The organism is Rathayibacter caricis DSM 15933, assembly GCF_003044275.1.
In the GTDB taxonomy this organism is placed as follows: domain Bacteria; phylum Actinomycetota; class Actinomycetes; order Actinomycetales; family Microbacteriaceae; genus Rathayibacter; species Rathayibacter caricis.
Genome location: NZ_PZPL01000001.1, coordinates 3,201,431 through 3,222,999 on the forward strand (window position 1 = coordinate 3,201,431; position 21,569 = coordinate 3,222,999).

Below are 21,569 nucleotides of genomic sequence, written 5' to 3' on the forward strand. Positions count from 1 at the left end.
CCGCCCGGTCGGCGGTGCAGTGCTCGGACCCGATGGTCAGGCGGGGGTCCGCGACTCCGCCACCGACGCCAGCAGGCCGTTGATGAAGCCCGCGGAGTCGTCGGTCGAGAGCACCGTGGCGGCCTCTACGGCCTCCGAGATCGCGACGCCGTCGGGCACCTGGTCGTTGTGCAGGATCTCCCACACGCCGATCCGGAGGATCGCGCGGTCGACGAGGGGCATGCGCGCGAGCGTCCAGCCCTTCGAGAGGCGCTCGATCAGCGCGTCGATCTCGGCGGCGTGGTCGATGACGCCGTCGACGATCTCCCGCGCGTAGAGCCAGGAGGCTTCACGGGCGGGCTCGTGGACCGCCCGCTCCGCCTCGGCCCGCAGGGAGTCGGCGAGGGAGATCTGCCGGACGTCGGCGTTGTAGATGATGTCGAGGGCGCGCTTGCGCGCCTTCGTGCGTGCACTCACGGACGGCCCGGCTCAGCTGACGCGGCCGAGGTAGTCGCCCGTGCGGGTGTCGACCTTGACCTTCGTGCCCTGCTCGAGGAACAGCGGGACCTGGATCTGGTAGCCGGTCTCGACCGTGGCGGGCTTGGTGCCGCCGGTCGAGCGGTCGCCCTGCAGGCCCGGCTCGGTGTACGTGATCTCGAGCACCACGGAGGCGGGCAGGTCGATGTAGAGCGGGTCGCCGTCGTGCAGAGCCAGGGTGACGTTCTGGTTCTCGAGCATGAAGTTTGCCGCGTCGCCGACGACCGCCTCGGGCACGGTGATCTGGTCGTAGTCCGACGTGTCCATGAACACGAAGTCCTGGCCGTCGCGGTAGAGGTACTGGAAGTCGCGGCGGTCGACGTTCGCCGTGTCGATCTTCGCGCCCGCGTTGAACGTCTTGTCGACGACCTTGCCGGTGAGGACGTTCTTCATCTTGGTGCGGACGAACGCGCCGCCCTTGCCCGGCTTGACGTGCTGGAAGTCGATGACGTTCCAGAGCTGACCGTCGATGTTGAGGACGGTGCCGTTCTTGATGTCGGTGGTAGAGGCCATGCGAAGGGGGATCCGTTTCGGTGGAAGTCTGCTGCCGGTGGGCCCGACTCCGGGCGCGGCGATATCGGCCGGTACGGCTGACCCGTCGAGTGTAGTCGATGGGCACGGCGCGGCCGAGGGAGCCTGGACGGCCGGTGCGAATCCGCACCGGGTCCTCGCGGAGGGTGGAGGGTGGGAGGACGTCACGAGAGGAGACCCGCCATGGCGGACGTCACGACACCCTTCGACTCCGGCACGGTCGACGCCGCGTTCACCGCGGTCCCGATCGTCATCGCCGCGATCGTCGTCCTCATGGTCGTGCTGATCGTCGTGAACCTGCGACGCGCGAAGAAGCTCGGAGTGAATCCGCTCACTCTCCAGACCGATCTCGCGGCGAAGCTCGCGAAGGACGGCTTCGGCGGCGGCCGACCGCTCAGCGAGCGCCTCGCCGAGATCGACCGGCTGCACGCCGACGGCACTCTCAGCGACGAGGAGCACGCCTCGGCGAGGCGCGCGGCGCTCGAGGGCCGCACCTGACCGGAGCGGCCGCGCGAGCCTAGGAGCCGATCTCCTGGTAGGCGGCGAACAGCAGCGACGTCTCGGGCCCCTGCAGGATGCTCGGGCGTGCGATGTCGTCGAGCACCACGAAGCGGAGGATGCCCGCCCGGGACTTCTTGTCGCGCTGCATCGCCGCGAGGAGCGTCTCCCAGCGGCCCAGCGGGTAGCTGGTCGGCAGCGTGAGCGACTCGAGGACGTTGCGGTGGCGGTCGACCGCCGCGTCGCTCAGCGACCCCGTGAGCCGCGAGAGCTCGGCCGCGAAGACCATCCCGACCGAGACCGCCGCGCCGTGCCGCCACTGGTAGCGCTCGGCGTGCTCGATCGCGTGGCCGAGGGTGTGGCCGTAGTTCAGGATCTCGCGCAGTCCCTGCTCGGTGAAGTCCTCGCCGACGACGCGGGCTTTGATGCCGATCGAGAGCTCGACGAGGCGTCGGAACTCCTCGGAGGTCGGATCCGTCGCCAGGTCGACGTCGGACTCGATGATGTCGAGGATCTGCGGCTCGGCGATGAGGCCGTACTTCACGATCTCGCCGAAGCCCGCGAGGATCTCGTTCCGCGGGAGGCTCGAGAGCACGTCGAGATCGGCGACCACGGCGCGCGGCGCGTGGAAGGCGCCCACGAGGTTCTTGCCCTCGGCCGTGTTGATCCCGGTCTTGCCGCCGACGGCGGCATCGACCATCCCCAGCACCGTGGTCGGCACCTGCACGACGCCGACACCGCGGAGCCAGGTCGCCGCGACGAAGCCGGCGAGGTCGGTGATCGATCCTCCGCCGAAGCCGACGACGACATCGGTGCGGGTGAAGTCCGACTGGCCCATGACCTGCCAGCAGAAGGCCGCGACCTCGACGCGCTTGGCCGCCTCCGCGTCGGGGACCTCGGCCAGGAGCACCTCGTAGCGCTCGAGCAGGCTCTCGCGGATCTCGGCGGCCAGGACCGCGAGCGTCGGCGGGTGCACGATGAGCACCTTGGCCGCGCGCGGGCCGATGGCGTCGGCGAGGCCGTCGAGGAGCCCCCGGCCGACGGTGATGTCGTAGCCGGTGGCGCCTGTCACGGTGATGGCGGTGGAGCCGTCGTTCATGGGAGTCTTCCGCTCGGGCGGCCGGAGGCGGCCGCCGGGTCGTCTGCACGGCCGCCGGCGGCGGTCGCGTCGTGTCGGGAGTCGTTCTCGCTCGCGCGCACCCACTCGGCGATCTCCGCGGCGATCGCGGTGATCGGCCGGCGGGAGGTGTCGACCGTGAGGTCCGCCAGCGCGTCGTAGATCGGACGGCGCTGCTCGTGCAGGCGCGTCCAGTCCGCGACTCCGCCGCGCACGAGCGGTCTGCTGCCCGAGCCGAGGCGGTCGCGGACGGCTTCGGCGGTCGTGGCCAGCAGGACCACGGGCACGTCGGCCAGGTCGGCCCGCGTGAGCGGATCGAGCACCGCTCCCCCGCCCAGGCTCAGCACGACGTCGCGACGCACCGCGCGAGCGACGACGAGCCGCTCCTCCCGCCGGAAGGCCGCTTCGCCGTGGGCGTCGAAGTAGGCCGCGATCGGGCCGTGGGCGGCGACGAAGTCGGCGTCGGAGTCGACGAACGGCGCCGCGAGGGACTTCGCGACCCGCTTCCCGATGGTCGTCTTCCCGGCCCCCATGGGACCGATGAACACCACTCGGGCGCGGGCCGCGCCGGTATCGTGTCCGGCCATCAGCGCTCTCGCCGGGCGGCGGAGGCGGGCATCAGGAGGCTCCGAGGGCCGGGTTGCTCGCCGTGGCGGTGCGCAGCTCCTCGGGGATCGCGTCGAGGTAGCCGCGCAGGTTGCGGCGCGTCTCGCCGATGCTGTCGCCGCCGAACTTCTCGAGCACGGCGTTCGCGAGCACCAGGGCGACCATCGCCTCGGCGACCACGCCCGAGGCGGGCACCGCGCAGACGTCGGACCGCTGGTGGTGCGCGCCGGCGGCCTCACCGGTCGCCACGTCGACCGTGCGCAGAGCGTGCGGGACGGTGGCGATGGGCTTCATGCCGGCGCGGACGCGGAGGACCGTGCCGGTGCTCATCCCGCCCTCGGTGCCGCCCGCACGGTCACTGGAGCGCGAGATGCCGGCGGCGTCCTGGAACAGCTCGTCGTGAGCCTCGGAGCCGCGGCGGGTCGTCGTGAGGAAGCCGTCGCCGACCTCGACTCCCTTGATGGCCTGGATGCCCATGAGCGCGGCGGCGAGCTGGGAGTCGAGGCGGCGGTCCCAGTGGACGTAGGAGCCCAGGCCCGGCGGGAGGCCGTAGGCGAGGACCTCGACGACGCCGCCGAGCGTGTCGCCGTCGTCGTGCGCCCGGTCGACCTCGGCCACCATCAGCGCGCTCGTGGCCGCGTCGTGGCAGCGGAGCGGATCCGCGTCCAGCGCGTCGACGTCGGCCGCGGACGGCAGCGGCGAGCCCTCGGGGACGCGCACGGGGCCGATCGCGAGGGTGTGGCTGACGAGCTCGATGCCGAGCTCGCCGAGGAAGCGGCGGGCGATCGCGCCCAGGCTCACGCGCGCCGCGGTCTCGCGGGCGGAGGCGCGCTCGAGGACGTTGCGCGACTCGGCGAAGCCGTACTTCTGCATGCCGACGAGGTCGGCGTGGCCGGGCCGCGGGCGCGTCAGTGCGGCTCCGCGCCCCTTGGGCAGGGTCTCGGGATCGCGCGGCTCGGCCGACATCACGTCGACCCAGCGCGGCCACTCCGTGTTGCCGATGCGCAGGGCGATCGGGCTGCCCATGGTGGCGCCGTGACGGATGCCGGAGGAGACGGTGAGCTCGTCCTGCTCGAAGTTCATCCGCGCGCCGCGGCCGTAGCCGAGCTTGCGCCGAGCGAGATCGCTGCGGATGTCCTCGAGTGAGACGGGGACCCCCGCGGGGAGTCCTTCGAGGACGGCGATGAGTTCGGGACCGTGGGATTCCCCGGCCGTGAGCCAACGGAGCATCCTCCGATTCTCGCACACGGGGCCGGAGCGCACCGCCGGGCCACGGGCTCGCGCTCGCTGCTCGGCCGGTCAGTCCCCGTCTTCCACAGTGGCGCGCATGGCCGCGAGGACCTCGTCCTCGCGGGGCAGCGACGCGGCCGGATCCCCGGCCGTGAAGATCCGGACCTGGACCAGAGCCTGGTGCAGCAGCATCCCGAGCCCGGAGACGACGGGAGAGCCTCCGGCCCGCCAGCGGACGGCGAGGGGGCTCGGCCACGGCGAGTAGGCGACGTCGAAGAGCGTCGAGGCGGCGACGACGGCGTCGGGCACCGTGAGCGCTCCGGACGCGCCGCCGGGGAGCGTCGAGACGACGAGCGGATGCGGCTCCCCCGACTCCCAGTCGTCGAACGAGCGGATGTCGAGCTCCGCGCCCAGGGCCGCCGCCACCCGGCGCAGAGGCTCGGCGCGCTGCGGTGACCGTGCGGTCACGGTGATGCGGGTCGCCCCCCGCTCGACCGCGGCGGCGATCGCCGAGGCGGCCGTCGCTCCCGCGCCGAGGATCTCGACGCGATCGGAGGCGGGGACCCCCGCCTCGCCCAGCGCCCGGACGATCCCGGCGACGTCGGTGTTGAAGCCCCTCCGCCGGACGACGCCGGCCCCGCGCTCGAGCAGCACGGTGTTCACCGAACCGGTCGCGCGGGCGACCCGGTCCTCCTCGTCCAGCAGCGGCCGCACCGCGTGCTTCAGCGGCATCGTCAGCGAGAGCCCATGCCACCGGGCGACCGGATCGGCGAGCACGGCCGCGAGCGTCGCCTCCGTCGTCTCGAGGGCCGTGTAGCTCCAGTCGAGCCCCAGCACGCGGTACGCGGCCGCGTGCAGGGCCGGCGACTTCGAGTGCGCGATCGGCGATCCGAGGACCGCCAGGCGCGCACCCGCCGTCACTGGTACTCCGGGTTCGCCCGCATCCACGCCTGCCACTGGTCGACCGCGGCGTTGTGCTCGGCGTCGGTGGTCGAGTAGACCGTCTCCCCCGTCTCGAGGTTCACCGTGACGAAGTACATCCAGGTGCCCTCGGCGGGACGCAGGACGGCCTCGATCGCGACGTCGCCGGGGTTCGAGATCGGAGCGGGCGGCAGGCCGTCACGCTGGTAGGTGTTGTAGACGTTGTTCACGTCGGCGCGCTCGGCGTCGGTCGTCGACACGCGGTCCGTCGCTCCGGTGCCGTAGGCCACGGTCGCGTCGGACTGCAGCCGCCAGCCCTGGTCGAGGCGGTTCTGGAAGACGCGCGCGACCTTCGGGAAGTCCTCGGCGATCCGCGCCTCGCGCTGCACGAGCGACGCGAACACGACGACCCGGTAGCGGTCCTGCGGCGCGACCTGCGCCTCGTCCAGCGCCTGGAACATCCGCGTCACGAGCGTCTGCAGGATGTCGTGGGCGGGGGTGCTCGGATCGATGTCGTACGTCGCCGGGAAGAGGAAGCCCTCGAGGCTGGTCGCCTCGGCGGGCAGCCCGTAGGAGCCGACGTCCGCGGCGGCTGCCTGGAGCTCCTCCAGTGGGACCCCCGTGCCGTCCGCGATCAGCGGGAGGGCGCTCGCGAGAGCCGTCCCCTCCGGGATGACGAAAGTGTTCGCCAGGCGCGTCGACTCGGAGTCGAGCAGGGCGGCCAGGGCCGACTTCGCGCTCATCTCGGCCTTGAGCGAGTAGGCGCCGGGCTGGAACACGGGCTCCGGGCTCGTGGAGACGAGGAGCTCGTAGAAGGGCGCGTACGACTTGATGACCCCGTCCGCGACGAGGTTGCTCGCGATATCGCTGCCGCCGTCGCCCTGGTGGATCGTGAACACGACCTCGCTCGTGCCGGTGCCCGCGTAGTCGGCCACCTCGGGCTCGGCGAAGAGCGCCCGGACCGGCTCGACGAACATCGTCACGGCGACGGCGACGAGCGCCACGAAGACGCCGAACGCGAGGAGTCCGCCGATCAGCCCGCGACGGCTGCGGCGCGTGCGGGTCGCTCCGCCGGAGCGCTCCCGGCGACGTCGGGTCGACGCTGCCGCGTCGGGATGGGCCGGCTCCACCGCGTCGCCGCGGTCGCGGGCGACGGGCACGTCGGGGCCGGAGAAGAGGCGGTCGAGCTGATCCGCGCCGGACGACGTCGTCTCGGTCTCAGTCGAACCGGGGAGCGGTCCTCGGTTCGGAGGGAGCTGACTCGGCTGATCGGCGCCGCGGGCGTCGCGGCGGCTCGGGGGGACGTCGGTCACGGGTGGGTCGTCCTTCGTTCGGTTCGAGCGGGGAGCCGGCGGGGAGACCGCTGGAGCGCTCGGAATCGATGGCGTGCTGCAGGATCACCACGGCGGCGACCTGGTCGATCACGGCGCGGGAGCCGCGGGTGTCGCGTCCGGAGCGGTGGAGGGCGCTCTGCGCCGTCACCGTCGACAGACGCTCGTCGACGAGCCGGACGGGTGCGCTCGGCACCGCCGCGGCCAGACGCGCGGCGAACGCGCGCGCGTCGTCGGTGGAGGCCGTCTCGGCCCCCGAGAGCGACAGGGGCAGTCCGACGGTGATGCCGACCGCTCCGTGCTCCTCGGCGATCGCCGCGAGGCGCGCGATGTCCGCGTCCCCCTCGGCGTCCTTCTCGCGGGCGACGGTCTCGACCGGCACCGCGAGCAGACCGTCGGCGTCGCAGCGGGCGACACCGATGCGGGCGCGGCCCACGTCGATGCCGAGCCGGACGCCGAACCGGTCCATGCTCAGCGGGTCGCTTCCGCGACCACGGCCTCGAGGGCCGCGCCGATCGCCGAGACGTCCGAGCCTCCGCCCTGGGCCAGGTCCGGCTTGCCGCCGCCGCCGCCGCCGAGCACGCCCGCGGCCAGCTTGGCGAGCACGCCCGCCTTGGCACCGGAGTCGCGCGCGGCCTGGTTGGTCGCGACGATCACGGCGGGCTTGCCGGAGACGTCGGCCGCGAGGGCCACGACGGCCGGCTCGGAGCCGAGGCGCTCGCGCACCGAGGTCACCAGCGAGCGGAGCTCGTCGCTCGAGCCCGCCGTGCCGACGTTCTCGGCGACGACGGTGACGCCGTTCACCCGGCGCTGGTTCGCGACGATCGCGGGGACGCGGTCGGCGAGGGCCTTCGCCTCGAAGGCGGCGATCCTCTTCTCGGCGGCCTTGAGGCTCGCGACGAGGTCGGCGATCCGCTCGGGCAGCTGCTCGCGCGGCGTCTTCAGCGACGACGAGATCGTGCTGACGAGCGCGCGCTCGGCGGCCAGGTCCTGGAACGCTTCCCGGCCCACGAGCGACTCGACCCGGCGGTTCGTGGATCCGACGGACGACTCGCTGACCAGGCTGATCAGCCCGATCTCGGAGGAGCTCCCCACGTGGGTGCCTGCACAGAGCTCGCGCGACCAGGGGCCGCCGATGTCGACGACGCGCACGACGTCGCCGTACTTCTCGCCGAAGAGGGCCATCGCGCCGAGCGCCTTGGCCTCGTCGAGAGGCAGCTCGCGGGTGACGACCTGGAGGTTGTCGCGGATGGCGGTGTTCGCGATGTCCTCGATCTCGCTGCGGGTGTCGAGCGACAGCGCCTGGTTCCAGGAGAAGTCGAGGCGCAGGTAGCCGGCCTTGTTGTAGGAGCCGGACTGGTGCGCCTGCGGGCCGAGGACCTGGCGGAGGGCCGCGTGGATCAGGTGCGTGCCGGAGTGCGCCTGCGTCGCTCCGCGCCTCCAGTCGCGATCGACCACCGACGTGGCGGCGTCGCCGACCCCGACCTCGCCGCTCGCGACCTGGACGGTGTGGCTGATGAGCCCCTTGACGGGCTTCTGCACGTCGAGGACCTCGAGGTCGAAGCCGTTGCCGACGATGCGGCCGGCGTCGGCCTCCTGCCCGCCGGACTCGGCGTAGAGCGAGGTCGCCTCGAGGATCACCTCGGCGATGTCGCCCGCCGACGCCTTCGCCACGGACTGACCGGCCACGACGAGGCCGACGATGCGGGACTCGGTGTCGAGGACGTCGTAGCCGGTGAAGAGGGTCTCGCCGTGCGCGCGGAACGCGGCGTAGACCGAGAGGTCGGCGAGGGCCGACTTCTTCGACTTCGCATCGGCCTTGGCGCGGGCGCGCTGCGCGGACATCAGCGAGTCGAACGCCTCGCGGTCGACGCTGAGCCCGGACTCCTCGGCGATCTCGAGGGTGAGGTCGATCGGGAAGCCGAAGGTGTCGTGCAGGAGGAACGCCGTGTCGCCCGGGAGCGTCTCCGCCTCGGCCTTCCTGGTCTTGAGCACCGCGAGATCCAGGATCTCGGTACCCGCGGCGAGGGTGCGCAGGAACGCCTCCTCCTCGCCGAACGCGCTCGTCGACAGGCGCTCGTACTCCGTCTGCACCTCGGGATAGGCGGCGGCCATCGCGTCGCGCGAGGCCGCGAACAGCTCGGGGAAGACGGCGGTGTCCACGCCGAGCAGGCGCATCGCGCGCACCGTGCGGCGCATCAGGCGTCGCAGGATGTAGCCGCGCCCCTCGTTCGACGGAGTGACCCCGTCGGACAGCAGCATCAGCGAGGAGCGCACGTGGTCGGCGATGACGCGCATGCGCACGTCGTCATCGTGATCGGCGCCGTAGCGGCGGCCCGAGATCTCGGCCGCGCGGTCGAGGACCGGGCGGACCTGGTCGATCTCGTACATGTTCTCGACGCCCTGCTTGAGGAACGCGACGCGCTCGAGCCCCATGCCGGTGTCGATGTTCTTGCGCGGCAGCTCGCCCAGGATGTCGAAGTCGACCTTGCTCGTGCCCTCGCCGCGCAGGTACTGCATGAAGACGAGGTTCCAGATCTCGACGTAGCGGTCGTCGTCGGTGGCGGGGCCGCCGTCGATGCCGTACGCGGGTCCGCGGTCGAAGAAGATCTCGGAGCAGGGGCCGGCCGGACCGGGCTGGCCGGTGGACCAGTAGTTGGTGTCCTTGTCCAGGCGCTGGATCCGCTCGTCGGGCAGACCCGCGATCGTCTTCCACAGCGCGATGGCCTCGTCGTCGTCCTTGTAGACGGTGACCCACAGGTCCTTCTCGTCGAAGCCCAGGCCGCCGTCGCCCTCGGCGCCGGTCAGGAGCTCCCAGGCGTAGCCGATCGCCCCCTCCTTGAAGTAGTCGCCGAAGGAGAAGTTGCCGTTCATCTGGAAGAACGTGCCGTGACGCGGGGTCTTGCCGACCTCTTCGATGTCGTTGGTGCGGATGCACTTCTGCACGCTGGTCGCGCGCGGGTACGGCGCGGGGACCACTCCGGTCAGGTACGGCACGAAGGGCACCATGCCGGCGACGGTGAAGAGGAGGCTCGGGTCCTCGCTGACGAGCGAGGCGGACGGCACCACGGTGTGACCGCGGCTTCCGAAGAAGTCGAGCCAGCGGGTGCGGATTTCGGCGGTCTGCATGGGTTCCGTTACGTGTTCGGTCGGTGTCGACGCGGGAGTGGCCGGACGGCCGGGAGTGCGGGCGGGATCAGCCCTCGCCGATGGCGGCCTTCAGCTCGGCCTCCCGCTGGTGGTAGCCCTCGGAGACGGCGTCTCCGAGCTCCTTCGCCTTCCGGTTGATGTCCTCGAAGAGGCGGGCGCCGGCCCTCGTGCGGGCGACCTGGTGCGCGAGCGCGAAGCCGAGGCCGATCCCGACGACGACCAGGACGAGGTTCTTCACGGTGGTTCCTTCCGCGGCGGTGGGTGGCGGGCGGCGCGGCGGTGCGCGGCGACCGGATCGATTCTAGGGCGCGAGCCTGCGGCTATCGGGAGGAGGACCTGCGGGTGGGCTTCGAGCGCTTCGCCGCGGTCCGCCCGGCGGCCTCGCCGACCTTGTCGGCCGTCCGTCCGGCCACCAGCACCGCGCGGACGCCCGCCGTGAAGCCGGCAAGCTTGATCAGCGGCCCGCCGATGGTCGCCGCGGTGAGGGCGACGAGGGCGTTCACGTTGCCGGTCACCTCCGCCACGTCCTTGGTGATCGTGTCGACGCGGGCGAGCTGCTGGTTGGCCTCGCGGAGCGTGGAGGCCGACTCGTCGAGGATCGGGGTGAGACCGTCGCTGGCCTGCTTGATCGCCTCGCTGGTGCTGTCGAACACGCGTCCCAGCTTCCACAGCGGGATCGCGGCGATCGCGACCAGGATCGCGAACACTCCTGCGGCGATGAGTCCTGCGATGTCTCCACCGGACACGGTGACCTCCGTTCGGCGCCGCCCGATTGCGGCACTCCAGCCTAGCGACGAGGCGCGGGCCGGGCCGGCAGGAGCACCGGCCGGGCGTGCGCTCCGGCCGATGCGCCCCCGGGACGGCAGAAGGCCCCGGCGGTGAGCCGGGGCCTTCTGGGACGTCGGTCGAGCGACCGGGTCAGGAGTGGATCAGCGGGCGGCGTAGTACTCGACGACCAGCTGGACCTCGCAGGTCACGGGAACCTCGGCGCGCTTCGGACGGCGCAGCAGCGTCGCCTGGAGCTTGTCGATCTCGACCTCGAGGTAGCCCGGGGTCTTGGGGAGCACGTCGACGTGTCCACCGGCGGCGGCGACCTGGAAGGGCTCGGTGCCCTCGGAGCGCTGCTTGACGTGGATGACCTGGCCCGGCTTCACGCGGAAGGAGGGACGGTCGACGGTCTTGCCGTCGACGAGGATGTGACGGTGGGTCACGAACTGGCGGGCCTGCGCCGTGGTGCGGGCGAAGCCGGAGCGCAGGACGAGGGCGTCGAGGCGCATCTCGAGGAGCTCGACCAGGTTCTCACCGGTCAGGCCCTGGGTGCGGCGGGCCTCGCCGAAGGCGATGCGGAGCTGCTTCTCGCGGATGCCGTACTGGGCGCGCAGACGCTGCTTCTCACGCAGGCGGACCGCGTAGTCGGAGTCGGCCTTGCGCTTCGAGCGGCCGTGCTCACCGGGAGCGTAGGGACGCTTCTCGAGGTAGCGGGCGGCCTTCGGGGTCAGCGGGATGCCGAGGGCGCGCGAGAGGCGCGTCTTCGAGCGTGAACGGGAGGTGGTCGACACTGTGGTCCTTCCAAGGTCTGAGAGGTTCGGTCGCAGCTCTCGCCGACGTGCTCCGGGTGGAGCGCGGGCGCCGTGGTCGTGTCCGCTCGCGGGTGCGTGCGGAAGGGTGACCGCGGTGACGAGCTGCGCGATTCAGAGGGATGCGCTGCTCCGCTCGGCTACAGAGCGGTGGGCAACCGGAGAAGACTATCACGGAGGAGCCGCGTTCCTCAGCCCTGCGCGGTCTCCGCCCGGATCGGCTTCGGCGCCGATCGGCCTTCACTCGGTTGCTCAGGAGCCCCGGATGATCCTCATCAGCTTCGACAGCCGAGCCGAGACGTCCCGCTCGTTGCCGTGCTCGGTCGGCTCGTAGTACCGGGCGCGGTCGAGCGAGTCCGGCAGGTACTGCTGCTGCAGGACGCCCAGGTCGGCGTCGTGCGGGTAGCGGTAGCCCTTCCCGTGGCCGAGCCGCTTGGCGCCCGGGTAGTGCGCGTCGCGCAGGTGCGGCGGCACCCGGCCCGCCTTGCCCGCGCGCACGTCGGCGATGGCCGCGTCGAGCGCGGTGTAGGACGCGTTCGACTTGGGAGCGGTCGCGAGGTGCACGACGGCCTGGGCGAGCGGGATCCGCCCCTCCGGCATGCCGATGAGCTGGACGGCGTCGGCGGCCGCCACGGCGATGACCAGGGCCTGCGGGTCGGCCATGCCGATGTCCTCGGAGGCCGAGACGATGATGCGCCGGGCGATGAACCGCGGATCCTCCCCCGCTTCGATCATCCGGGCGAGGTAGTGCAGTGCCGCATCGACGTCGGAGCCGCGGATCGACTTGATGAACGCGCTGATGACGTCGTAGTGCTCGTCGCCGTTGCGGTCGTAGCGCAGCAGCGCCCGGTCGACCGCGCGGGCGACGACCTCGGTCGTGATGAGCGGGAGCTCGGGCTCCGGGGCCGGGGCGTCGTCCTCGACGGGGACGTCGTCGTCCTCGTCGTCCTCCTCGTCGGAGTCGGACGCGCGCGCGGCCCGGTCCGCCTCCCTCGCATCGGAGCGCGCGGACGTCGCCGCCGCCTCGAGCGCCGTCAGCGCGCGGCGCGCGTCGCCCGAGGCCAGCCGGACGATGCTCGCCCGGGCCTCGGGATCGAGGGCGACGGTGCCACGCAGCCCGCGCTCGTCGACGAGGGCGCGATCGACCAGGATCCCGAGGTCGTCGTCGCTCAGCGGCTCGAGGGTGAGCAGGAGCGAGCGCGACAGCAGGGGCGCGATCACCGAGAACGACGGGTTCTCGGTCGTCGCGGCGATCAGGATGACCCAGCCGTTCTCGACCCCCGGCAGCAGCGCGTCCTGCTGCGCCTTGGTGAAGCGGTGGATCTCGTCGAGGAACAGGACCGTCGAGGTGCCGTACAGATCGCGCGTGGAGAGCGCCTCCTCCATCACCTGCCGCACGTCCTTCACTCCGGCCGTGACCGCCGACAGCTCGACGAACCGCCGCCCGCTCGAGTGCGCCACGGCCTGCGCGAGCGTCGTCTTGCCGGTGCCCGGCGGCCCCCACAGGATGACCGACACGGCGCCGCGCTCCCCCGTGGTGTCGGCGGCGAGGGCGACGAGGGGCGAGCCCCGCGTCAGCAGGTGGCGCTGCCCGGCGACCTCGTCGAGGCTGCGCGGGCGCATCCGCACGGCGAGCGGAGTCGCCCCCGAGCGGAGTCCTGCCTGCTGCATGGTCATGCGCACCAGCGTAACCAGGGGCTCCGACACGGGCACCGGCGCGGGCGGAGCGCCGTGTGGAGTCGCCGCGCCGATTCTCGTAGGCTCCTCTCGGTCTGCGCCTGCGCGCGGAGCGCCGCGCCGCCGGGGCGCGACCGGAGACGTCGGAGGAACACGTGGCCCAGGGAAAGTCGAACGATCGCGAGGCGCGCACCCGGCTCCGGGCCTACCAGGCCCGCCAGGCCCTCCACCGCACGCGGGCGGAGCGCCGCCGACGCGACAATGTGATCGCCGCCGTGGCCGGAGTCGTCGTGATCGCCCTCGCCGTCCTCGCCCAGGTCCTCTACTTCTCCGGCGGACCGGGCACCCCCGTCGCCGAGCCGTCCGCGAGCACGAGTGCGACCCCGACCCCCGCCGCCACCGGCGAGAACACCGGCGATGTGCCCTCGGCCGACATCGCCGAGGGCCGCGACTGGACCGGTGAGATGACGATCAACACGGACGCACTGGGGATCACGCTCGCCGGCGCTGCGGCCCCGCAGGCCGTCTCCTCCTTCCTCTCCCTCGCGCAGTCGGGCTTCTACGACGGCGTCTCCTGCCACCGCCTGACCACCGAGGGCCTCTTCGTCCTCCAGTGCGGCGACCCCGACGGGGACGGCACCGGCGGACCGGGCTACAGCTACGGCCCCGTCGAGAACGCCCCGGAGGACGGGCTCTACCCCGCGGGGACCATCGCGATGGCGCGGCAGTCGGGCAACGGCTACAGCCAGGGCAGCCAGTTCTTCGTCGTCTACGAGGACACGACCCTCCCCGCCGACGCGGCCGGCGGCTACACCGTCATCGGACAGGTGACCTCCGGGCTCGACGCCCTCGTGGCCGACGTCGTCGCGAAGGGCACCGCCGACGGATCCACCGACGGCGCGCCCGCCGAGCCGGTCGCGATCACCTCCGTCACGCTCCAGTAGACGCGCTGAGGCCGGCCGCCGCCCACGCGGGCAGGAGCCGGGGGCGCCCCCGTGCAATAGGCTGATCGTCACTGCCCGTTCGCGGCCGAGCGCGGTACCCGGCCTACCGGCCGTCGAGCCCGATCGGCCACCCGACGCGACGGACATCGAACAGCACGACATCGAACAGCAAGGTGAGGCTCCGAGCGATGAGTGACCAGCAGCCGTGGGGACGAGTCGACGACGACGGGACGGTCTACGTCCGAGTCGGAGACGGGGAGCGCGAGGTCGGCCAGTACCCCGACGCCACCCCCGAGGAGGCGCTCGCCTACTACGAGCGCAAGTACACCGAGCTGGCCGGGCAGGTCTCCCTGCTCGAGCAGCGGGCGAAGCGCGGAGCACCCGCCGCGGACGTCGCCCGGACCGTGCAGTCGCTGACCGCGGCGATCGCCGAGGCGCACGCCGTCGGTGATCTCGAGGCCCTGCAGACCCGCGTCAGCGCACTGAGCGGATCGGTCGAGGACCTCACCGAGCAGCAGGCCGCCGAGTCGAAGGCCGTGCTGGCCGAGGCGCTCGCGTACCGCGAGGCGATCGTGGCCGAGGCCGAGGCCCTCGCGGCCGTCGACCCCGCCAAGACGCAGTGGAAGCAGGCGAGCGCCGCGATCGACGAGCTGTTCGCCCGCTGGCAGAGCCACCAGCAGCAGGGTCCCCGGCTGCCCAAGAACGAGGCCAACGAGCTCTGGCGCCGCTTCCGCGGTGCCCGCACCACGATCGAGCAGAACCGCAAGGCGTTCTTCGCCGACCTCGACTCCGCGCACCGCGAGGCGAAGGCGGCGAAGCAGTCGCTGATCGACCAGGCCGAGGCGCTCGTGCCGCGCGGCGCCGACGCGATCCCGGAGTACCGCACCCTCCTCGAGAGCTGGCGGGTCGCCGGACGCGCCGGCAAGCGGTTCGACGACGCGCTCTGGGCCCGCTTCAAGGCGGCCGGCGATGCGATCTACGGCGCGAAGGCCGAGATCGTCGCGCAGGAGAGCGTCGAGTACACCGAGAACCTCGACCGCAAGCTCGCCCTCCTCGAGGAGGCCGAGCCGCTCCTGCAGGAGCAGGACCGCGAGAAGGCCAAGCGCGCGCTCCTCTCCATCCAGGAGCGCTGGGACGAGGTCGGCCGCGTCCCCCGCGAGCAGGTCCGCACGATCGAGGACCGGCTCCGCAAGGTCGAGGCGCACGTGCGCAAGCTCGACGAGGAGCACTGGAACCGCAGCAACCCCGAGCGGAAGGCGCGCTCCGAGGGTCTCGCCTCGCAGCTCACCTCGGCGATCCAGAAGCTGCAGGACGAGCTCGACGAGGCGAAGGCCCGCGGCGACCGCGCGGCCATCGCCCAGGCGCAGGAGGCGCTCGACGCCCGCAAGGTGTGGCTGGACGCCCTGGGCTGATCGGAGGGTCCTCCCTCCCCCGCTCCGATCCCTCCACAGATCGCCGTGAACGCCTCCGGAGGGGAGGCGCGTCGTCCACTCTCGAGGGATGACGCGCCTCCCCTCCGTTCTGCTCCCCGGCCATCTCCCGCTCGCCGAGCTGTGCGCCGCCCGCCTCGACGGCGAGGTCCGTGCCCTCGACGAGGGATTCGTGCTGTGCGATCTGCCGACCGGAGCAGCGGAGCGGGGGGCCGCGCTCCTCGCGGTCCTGCCCCGCGGCACGGTCGCCGACCGCTCGAGCGCCGCCTGGGTGCACGGAGCGACGACCGAGCCGCCCGCGCTGCACAGCGCCTCGATCGACCGCGAGCACCGCCTCCGGCCACAGCCCCGTGCCCGCGTGCGCTTCCACGAGGTTCGGCTGCCCGCCGCGGACGTCGTCTCGATCGGCGGCTGCCCGGTCACGACTCCGGTGCGCACCCTGATCGACCTGACCCGCGTCCCGGACGCCTGCGACGACTCCCTGCTCCGGTCGCTCGCGCTGACGACCGGCACCGCTCTGGAGGACGTTCTCGCTGCACTCGAGTCGGCGGGAAGCGCCGTGGCCGGACGCCGCATCGCCGAACGCCGACTGACGGCCGCGCTGGGCGCGCGGCCGCCGTCAGGGCCTCTCAGCCCGCGTTGACCCGGTACACGTCGTAGACGGCGTCGATGCGCCGGACGGCGTTCAGCACGCGGTCGAGGTGAGTGGTGTCGCCCATCTCGAAGACGAAGCGGCTGATCGCGAGCCGGTCGCTGGAGGTCGACACCGTCGCCGAGAGGATGTTGACGTGGTGCTCCGAGAGCACGCGCGTCACGTCGCTCAGCAGACCGGAGCGGTCCAGCGCCTCGACCTGGATCTGCACCAGGAAGATGCTCTTGGAGGACGGCGCCCACTCCACGTCCACGATCCGCTCGGGCTCCTTCAGGAGTTCCTGCACGTTGTGGCAGTTGGCCTGGTGGACCGAGACCCCGGCTCCGCGCGTGACGAAGCCGACGATCTGGTCGCCCGGGACCGGGGTGCAGCACTTCGCGAGCTTGACCAGGATGTCCGGCGCGCCCTTGACCAGGACGCCCGACTCGCTGCTGCGGCTCCGCGGTCGCGGGGAGCGCGGGAGCGTGACCTCGTTCTCGTCCGACTCCGGATCGCCCTGGATCGACGCGACGACCTTCTCGAGAACCGACTGCGTCGACACGTGCCCCTCGCCGACGGCCGCGTAGAGCGCCTCCACGTCGTTGTAGCGCAGCTGGCTGGCCACCTCGGTGAAGGTGTCCTGGCTCATCAGCTTCTGCAGCGGCAGGTTCTGCTTGCGCATGGCACGGGCGATGGAGTCCTTGCCCTGCTCGATCGCCTCGTCGCGGCGCTCCTTCGTGAACCACTGGCGGATCTTGTTGCGGGCCCGCGGGCTCTGCACGAAGTTCAGCCAGTCCTGGCTGGGGCCGCTGTCGGGGTTCTTCGAGGTGAACACCTCGACGACATCGCCGGTGGTCAGCGAGGACTCGAGCGGCACCAGACGGCCGTTGACCTTGGCGCCCATCGTGCGGTGGCCGACCTCGGTGTGCACGGCGTAGGCGAAGTCGACCGGGGTCGCTCCGGTGGGCAGGCCGATGACCCGGCCCTTCGGAGTGAAGACGTAGACCTCCTTCGCGCCGATCTCGAAGCGGAGGGAGTCGAGGAACTCGTTCGGGTCGGTCGTCTCGGACTGCCAGTCCGAGAGGTGCGCCAGCCAGGCGAGGTCGGTGTCGTTCGAGCCGGACGTGGGCACCTTGCCCGTCGCCATCTGCTCCTTGTACTTCCAGTGCGCCGCGATGCCGAACTCGGCGTGCTGATGCATCTCGTTGGTGCGGATCTGGATCTCGACGGCTCGGCCCTTGGGGCCGACGACCGTCGTGTGCAGCGACTGGTAGAGGTTGAACTTCGGGGTCGCGATGTAGTCCTTGAACCGGCCCGGCATCGGCGTCCAGCGCGCGTGGATCGACCCCAGCACGGCGTAGCAGTCGCGGACCGAGTTCACGAGGACGCGGATGCCGACCAGGTCGTAGATCTCGTCGAACTCGCGACCTCGGACGACCATCTTCTGGTAGATCGAGTAGTACTGCTTCGGACGCCCGACGACGCGGCCGCGGATCTTGCCGGCCCGCAGATCCTCGCCGATCAGGTCGATGACGCTCTGCACGAACTCCTCGCGCTGAGGCGTCCGGCGCTTCACGAGGCTCTCGATCTCGTTGTAGATCTTGGGATAGAGCACCGCGAACGACAGGTCCTCGAGCTCCCACTTGATCGCCTGGATGCCGAGGCGGTGCGCGAGGGGCGCGTAGATCTCGAGCGTCTCGGTCGCCTTGCGGGCGGCGGACTCGGCGGGCACGAAGCCCCAGGTCCGCGCGTTGTGCAGGCGGTCGGCGAGCTTGATGATCAGGACGCGGATGTCCTTCGACATCGCGACGATCATCTTGCGGACGGTCTCGGCCTGGGCGCTGTCGCCGTACTTGACCTTGTCGAGCTTGGTGACGCCGTCGACGAGCATGGCGACCTCGTCGCCGAAGTCGGCGCGGAGCTCGTCGAGCTTGTAGTCGGTGTCCTCGACCGTGTCGTGCAGGAGGGCCGCGGCGATGGTCTTCGAGCCGATGCCGAGATCGGCCAGGATCTGCGCGACCGCGAGCGGGTGCGTGATGTAGGGCTCGCCGCTCCGGCGCTTCTGCCCCGAGTGGGCGCGCTCGGCGACCGAGTACGCACGCTCGATGAGGGCGATGTCGCTCTTGGGGTGGTGCATCCGCACCGTGCGCACGAGGGTGTCGACCGCACCGGAGGGCTGCGCGCGCGAGAAGATCCGGGGGACCAGTCTGCGCAGGGCAGCGGTCGACGACGTGGTCGTGGTTTCCGTCACGCGGGCATCTCCATCGCCCCATTATCGCGCCTGCGGAACGTGCCGCCGACCGATCCGCCCGGGGCGAACCCCGGAGCCGTCAGTCGATGCGTCCGGGGCGGCCCTCGTCGTCGACGACGTCTCCCCCGGCGGCCGCCCACGCGGTCATCCCGGCGTCGACGTTGGCCGCCTCGTAGCCCGCGCCCTCGAGGGCCTGCACGACCATCGCGGAGCGGACCCCGGAGTGGCAGACGACCAGGATCGGCGCCTCCGCGGGCAGCTCGTCCTGGCGTGCGCCGATCTGGTTCATCGGGATGTGGTGCGCGGCGGCGGCGTGGCCGAGCGCCCACTCGTGCGGCTCCCGGACGTCCAGGAGCCACACCTCGTCGCGCGCGACGAGTCCGACGGCGTCGGCCGCGGAGACCTGCGAGAACTCGGCCATCGCTGCTCCTACGCGCTCTGCTCGACGGCGGGCGTGCCCGCCTTCAGGCGCGCCGCCTCGACGCGCTTGTCATTGCGGGCGACGTCGACCTCCCGGCCGCGCAGCTGCGCGTAGAGGGGCGCCGCGACGAAGATCGTCGAGTACGTGCCGACGATGATGCCGATCAGCAGGGCGAGCGAGATGTCGCGGAGCGTCCCGGCTCCGAGCACGAACGCGCCGATCACGAGGATCGCGCCGACGGGCAGCGCCGCCACGATCGACGTGTTGATCGAGCGGACCAGGGTCTGGTTCTCGGCGAGGTTCACCGTCTCGGCGAACGTCTTCGTCGTGCTGCCCAGCGCCTCGGCCGTGTTCTCGCGGATCTTGTCGAACACCACCACGGTGTCGTAGAGCGAGTAGCCGAGGATCGTCAGGAGGCCGATGACCGCGGCGGGCGACACCTCCGTGCCGGTGATGCCGTAGACGCCGGCGACGATCACGAGGTCGTGCACGAGGGCGACGATCGCGGCGAGCGACATCTTCCAGGTGCGGAAGTAGGCCCACATGGCCAGCGAGGCGAGCACCACGAAGATGATCAGACCGCGCAGGGCCTGCTGCGTGATGTCGTTGCCCCACGATGCTCCGATGAAGGAGGACGTGACCTGGTCGTTCGGGACGTCGTACGCCTCAGCGAGGGAGTTGCGGACCGCGGTCGACTCGTCCGTCGAGAGCTGATCGGTCTGCACGCGGATCGAGTCGTCGCCGACGACCGAGACGCGCGGAACGGTCTCGGGCGAGACCGCGGTGACCGCGTCGGTCGCCGTCGCCTGGTCGAGGCTCGACGGCGAGGAGACCGTGAACTCGGAGCCGCCGGTGAACTCGATGCTGAAGTTGAAGCCGCCGCGGGCGACCGTGCCGAGCACCGTGATCAGGATCAGGACGAGCGAGATCAGGTACCAGGTGCGGCGCCGTCCGACGAAGTCGATCGAGCGCTTGCCGGTGTAGAGGTCGTTGCCGAACTGCGAGAAGCTGGCCATCACGCGTCCTTGGTCGAGTCGGAGGAGCCGGGAGTGCGCGCCGCCTCGGCGGCCTTGCGCTCGGCGATGGTCTGGCGCTTCGCGGCCTCGCGGGCGGCGGAGGAGCCCTTGCCGGCGACGACGGCGTCCTGCGGACGGAACGCCGCACGGCCCCGGTAGACGGCGCCCAGCGCCCGGGGATCGAGCCCGGAGAGCTTGTGCCCGTCCGAGAAGAACCGTGTCGTGGCGAGCAGTTGCAGCATCGGGTGCGTGAAGAGGATCACGACCACGAGGTCGATCAGCGTCGTGATGCCGAGCGTGAAGGCGAAGCCGCGGACGCTGCCGACGGCGAGGATGAACAGCACCACCGCCGCGAGCAGGTTCACCATGTCGGAGGCGAAGATGGTGCGCAGCGCACGCCGCCAGCCGGCCTCGACCGCCGACTCCAGGCCGCGACCGTCGCGGAGCTCGTCGCGGATGCGCTCGAAGTAGACGATGAAGGAGTCGGCCGTGATGCCGATCGCGACGATCAGACCCGCGACTCCCGCGAGCGAGAGGCGCAGTCCCTCCCGCCACGAGAGGAGCGTCACGACGAGGTAGGTGACGACCGCGGCGACGATCAGCGAGGCGATCGTGACCGCTCCGAGCACCCGGTACTGGGCGAGGGAGTAGACGACGACGAGGATCAGGCCGATCAGGCCCGCGAGCAGACCGCTCGCGAGCTGAGCCGTGCCGAGCGTGGCCGAAATGCTGTCCGAGCTCTGCACCTGGAAGCCGATCGGCAGGGCGCCGTACTTGAGCTGGTCCGCGAGCGTCTTCGACGACTCCTGGGTGAAGGAGCCCGTGATCTGCGCGTTGCCGTCGGTGATCGCGGCGTTGGTGGACGGCGCCGAGATGACGCGTCCGTCGAGCACGATCGCGAACTGGTTCTGAGCGCCCTGCAGGGCGACGAGGCGGGTCGTGACATCCGAGAAGGCGGTGGTCCCGGCGTCGTCGAACGAGAGGTTCACGGCCCAGGTGCCGGTGCTGGCTCCCGACTGCGTCGTGACGAGGCCGTTCGAGGCATCGGCGATGTCCTCGCCGGTCACCTCGACCGGGCCGAGGATGTACTTGACCGTCCCGGTGTCGTCGCAGGTGATCAGCGGCTGGTCCGCGGGGGCGAGGTTCGGATCCTGGCTGTTGAGGAACGCGCAGTCGAACGCGGTGTACTGCGCCTCGAGCGCCGGAGTGATGTATGCGAGGTCGCTGGCGTCGGTCGGCTCCGCGGTGGGCTCGGTCGAGAGCGCGGGATCGACCGGCGTGGGCGTCGGCGAGGACGTGGAGTCGCCTCCGACCGCGGTGTTCGTGGCCTGGCTGCCGACGAGGACGGGACGGAAGTCGAGCTTCGCCGACGCCTCGATGCGCTGCAGCGTCTCGTCGTCGGGAGTTCCCGGGATGGAGACGACGATGTTGCTCGAGCCCTGGGTCGTGATCTCGGCCTCGGAGACGCCGGACGCGTCGATGCGCTGGCGGATGATCGAGACCGCCTGGGTCAGCTGCTCCGACGAGACCGTGTCACCGTCGTTCAGCTGCGGCTGGAGCACGATCTGCGTGCCGCCCTCGAGGTCGAGGGCGAGCTTCGGAGTCCAGGACCCGCCGCCCCAGAGGACGGCGGCGGTGTTCAGACCGACGAGAGCGAGGATCAGGACACCGAGCCAGCTCAGAGAGCGCCGGGCCTTCCGGACGGGGGTTGATGCGGCCACC

At 71.6% G+C, this 21,569-nt stretch carries 21 protein-coding genes; 4 read left to right on the plus strand and 17 right to left on the minus strand.

All coding sequences use genetic code 11. The features are described 5' to 3' along the window. Positions 1-36: 36 nt before the first annotated feature. Complete coding sequence (gene nusB / locus C1I63_RS14880; RefSeq protein WP_055791796.1) at positions 37-456, minus strand: transcription antitermination factor NusB; 420 nt, start codon at positions 454-456, stop codon at positions 37-39. A 12-nt stretch (positions 457-468) separates the two neighbouring features. Continuing rightward, entirely contained in the window at positions 469-1,029 is a 561-nt protein-coding gene (gene efp, locus C1I63_RS14885) for an elongation factor P (RefSeq protein WP_055791792.1), read from the minus strand. A gap of 201 nt (positions 1,030-1,230) precedes the next feature. Here efp and C1I63_RS14890 point away from each other — a divergent pair, with 201 nt between their 5' ends. Continuing rightward, on the plus strand, positions 1,231-1,545 hold the full coding sequence (locus C1I63_RS14890; RefSeq protein ID WP_107575280.1) for a hypothetical protein: 315 nt from the start codon (positions 1,231-1,233) through the stop codon (positions 1,543-1,545). A gap of 19 nt (positions 1,546-1,564) precedes the next feature. On the opposite strand, the gene aroB is transcribed toward C1I63_RS14890, so the two are convergent. From aroB to C1I63_RS14945, 11 genes are all read right to left on the minus strand, one after another. After that, positions 1,565-2,644: a 3-dehydroquinate synthase gene (gene aroB, locus C1I63_RS14895; RefSeq protein WP_107575281.1), complete on the minus strand. Its 1,080-nt coding sequence runs from the start codon at positions 2,642-2,644 to the stop codon at positions 1,565-1,567. Further along, entirely contained in the window at positions 2,641-3,249 is a 609-nt protein-coding gene (locus C1I63_RS14900) for a shikimate kinase (RefSeq protein ID WP_107575282.1), read from the minus strand. The genes aroB and C1I63_RS14900 overlap by 4 nt, the downstream gene beginning before the upstream one ends. Positions 3,250-3,280: 31 nt before the next feature. Further along, entirely contained in the window at positions 3,281-4,498 is a 1,218-nt protein-coding gene (aroC, locus tag C1I63_RS14905) for a chorismate synthase (RefSeq protein ID WP_107575283.1), read from the minus strand. Positions 4,499-4,567: 69 nt separating this feature from the next. Then, positions 4,568-5,419: a shikimate dehydrogenase gene (locus C1I63_RS14910; RefSeq protein ID WP_244907097.1), complete on the minus strand. Its 852-nt coding sequence runs from the start codon at positions 5,417-5,419 to the stop codon at positions 4,568-4,570. Beyond that, positions 5,416-6,732, minus strand: a complete 1,317-nt coding sequence (gene mltG, locus C1I63_RS14915) for an endolytic transglycosylase MltG (RefSeq protein ID WP_244907099.1) — start codon at positions 6,730-6,732, stop codon at positions 5,416-5,418. Before mltG ends, C1I63_RS14910 begins: the two co-directional genes overlap by 4 nt. Continuing rightward, the gene (gene ruvX / locus C1I63_RS14920) at positions 6,638-7,219 is read right to left on the minus strand and encodes a Holliday junction resolvase RuvX (RefSeq protein WP_425326979.1); all 582 of its coding nucleotides are present in this window, start codon (positions 7,217-7,219) and stop codon (positions 6,638-6,640) included. Before ruvX ends, mltG begins: the two co-directional genes overlap by 95 nt. Positions 7,220-7,221: 2 nt before the next feature. Further along, positions 7,222-9,879 (minus strand): alanine--tRNA ligase, encoded by a 2,658-nt coding sequence (gene alaS / locus C1I63_RS14925; protein ID WP_107575286.1) that lies wholly within the window; start codon positions 9,877-9,879, stop codon positions 7,222-7,224. A 67-nt stretch (positions 9,880-9,946) separates the two neighbouring features. Then, positions 9,947-10,138 (minus strand): hypothetical protein, encoded by a 192-nt coding sequence (locus C1I63_RS14930; RefSeq protein ID WP_107575287.1) that lies wholly within the window; start codon positions 10,136-10,138, stop codon positions 9,947-9,949. Positions 10,139-10,220: 82 nt separating this feature from the next. Further along, positions 10,221-10,646 carry a DUF948 domain-containing protein gene (locus tag C1I63_RS14935; RefSeq protein ID WP_055791774.1) on the minus strand — a complete coding sequence of 142 codons (426 nt, stop codon included), beginning with the start codon at positions 10,644-10,646 and terminating at the stop codon, positions 10,221-10,223. Positions 10,647-10,829: 183 nt separating this feature from the next. Beyond that, the gene (rpsD, locus tag C1I63_RS14940) at positions 10,830-11,459 is read right to left on the minus strand and encodes a 30S ribosomal protein S4 (RefSeq protein WP_055791772.1); all 630 of its coding nucleotides are present in this window, start codon (positions 11,457-11,459) and stop codon (positions 10,830-10,832) included. 270 nt (positions 11,460-11,729) lie between these two features. Beyond that, a complete protein-coding gene (locus tag C1I63_RS14945) occupies positions 11,730-13,154 on the minus strand; it encodes a replication-associated recombination protein A (RefSeq protein WP_107575288.1) in 1,425 nt (474 codons plus the stop codon). A gap of 155 nt (positions 13,155-13,309) precedes the next feature. Between C1I63_RS14945 and C1I63_RS14950 the strand changes: the two genes are divergently transcribed. The 3 genes from C1I63_RS14950 (at position 13,310) to C1I63_RS14960 (ending at position 16,171) form a co-directional block, all read left to right on the plus strand. Continuing rightward, the gene (locus tag C1I63_RS14950) at positions 13,310-14,098 is read left to right on the plus strand and encodes a peptidylprolyl isomerase (RefSeq protein ID WP_107575289.1); all 789 of its coding nucleotides are present in this window, start codon (positions 13,310-13,312) and stop codon (positions 14,096-14,098) included. Positions 14,099-14,286: 188 nt separating this feature from the next. After that, positions 14,287-15,510 (plus strand): DUF349 domain-containing protein, encoded by a 1,224-nt coding sequence (locus C1I63_RS14955; RefSeq protein WP_056867229.1) that lies wholly within the window; start codon positions 14,287-14,289, stop codon positions 15,508-15,510. Positions 15,511-15,598: 88 nt separating this feature from the next. Beyond that, positions 15,599-16,171, plus strand: coding sequence for a type IV toxin-antitoxin system AbiEi family antitoxin (locus C1I63_RS14960; RefSeq protein WP_107575290.1), 573 nt, complete (start codon positions 15,599-15,601; stop codon positions 16,169-16,171). Here C1I63_RS14960 and C1I63_RS14965 read toward each other — a convergent pair. The 4 genes from C1I63_RS14965 to secD form a co-directional block, all read right to left on the minus strand. Beyond that, positions 16,158-18,410 carry a RelA/SpoT family protein gene (locus tag C1I63_RS14965; RefSeq protein ID WP_055791761.1) on the minus strand — a complete coding sequence of 751 codons (2,253 nt, stop codon included), beginning with the start codon at positions 18,408-18,410 and terminating at the stop codon, positions 16,158-16,160. The genes C1I63_RS14960 and C1I63_RS14965 overlap by 14 nt on opposite strands. A gap of 79 nt (positions 18,411-18,489) precedes the next feature. After that, the gene (locus tag C1I63_RS14970) at positions 18,490-18,831 is read right to left on the minus strand and encodes a rhodanese-like domain-containing protein (RefSeq protein WP_055791758.1); all 342 of its coding nucleotides are present in this window, start codon (positions 18,829-18,831) and stop codon (positions 18,490-18,492) included. Between the two features lie 8 nt (positions 18,832-18,839). Continuing rightward, entirely contained in the window at positions 18,840-19,847 is a 1,008-nt protein-coding gene (secF, locus tag C1I63_RS14975; protein WP_055791755.1) for a protein translocase subunit SecF, read from the minus strand. After that, positions 19,847-21,568, minus strand: coding sequence for a protein translocase subunit SecD (secD, locus tag C1I63_RS14980; protein ID WP_107575291.1), 1,722 nt, complete (start codon positions 21,566-21,568; stop codon positions 19,847-19,849). Before secD ends, secF begins: the two co-directional genes overlap by 1 nt. Position 21,569 lies beyond the last annotated feature (1 nt).

Bases quoted from the DNA above. Each gene is read 5' to 3' on its own strand.
- C1I63_RS14945 (WP_107575288.1), bottom strand. From the start codon at position 13,154: ATGACCATGCAGCAGGCAGGACTCCGCTCGGGGGCGACTCCGCTCGCC.
- C1I63_RS14890 (WP_107575280.1), top strand. From the start codon at position 1,231: ATGGCGGACGTCACGACACCCTTCGACTCCGGCACGGTCGACGCCGCG.
- C1I63_RS14970 (WP_055791758.1), bottom strand. From the start codon at position 18,831: ATGGCCGAGTTCTCGCAGGTCTCCGCGGCCGACGCCGTCGGACTCGTC.
- secF (WP_055791755.1), bottom strand. From the start codon at position 19,847: ATGGCCAGCTTCTCGCAGTTCGGCAACGACCTCTACACCGGCAAGCGC.
- efp (WP_055791792.1), bottom strand. From the start codon at position 1,029: ATGGCCTCTACCACCGACATCAAGAACGGCACCGTCCTCAACATCGAC.
- C1I63_RS14955 (WP_056867229.1), top strand. From the start codon at position 14,287: ATGAGTGACCAGCAGCCGTGGGGACGAGTCGACGACGACGGGACGGTC.
- aroC (WP_107575283.1), bottom strand. From the start codon at position 4,498: ATGCTCCGTTGGCTCACGGCCGGGGAATCCCACGGTCCCGAACTCATC.
- aroB (WP_107575281.1), bottom strand. From the start codon at position 2,644: ATGAACGACGGCTCCACCGCCATCACCGTGACAGGCGCCACCGGCTAC.
- ruvX (WP_425326979.1), bottom strand. From the start codon at position 7,219: ATGGACCGGTTCGGCGTCCGGCTCGGCATCGACGTGGGCCGCGCCCGC.
- alaS (WP_107575286.1), bottom strand. From the start codon at position 9,879: ATGCAGACCGCCGAAATCCGCACCCGCTGGCTCGACTTCTTCGGAAGC.
- C1I63_RS14900 (WP_107575282.1), bottom strand. From the start codon at position 3,249: ATGGCCGGACACGATACCGGCGCGGCCCGCGCCCGAGTGGTGTTCATC.
- C1I63_RS14960 (WP_107575290.1), top strand. From the start codon at position 15,599: ATGACGCGCCTCCCCTCCGTTCTGCTCCCCGGCCATCTCCCGCTCGCC.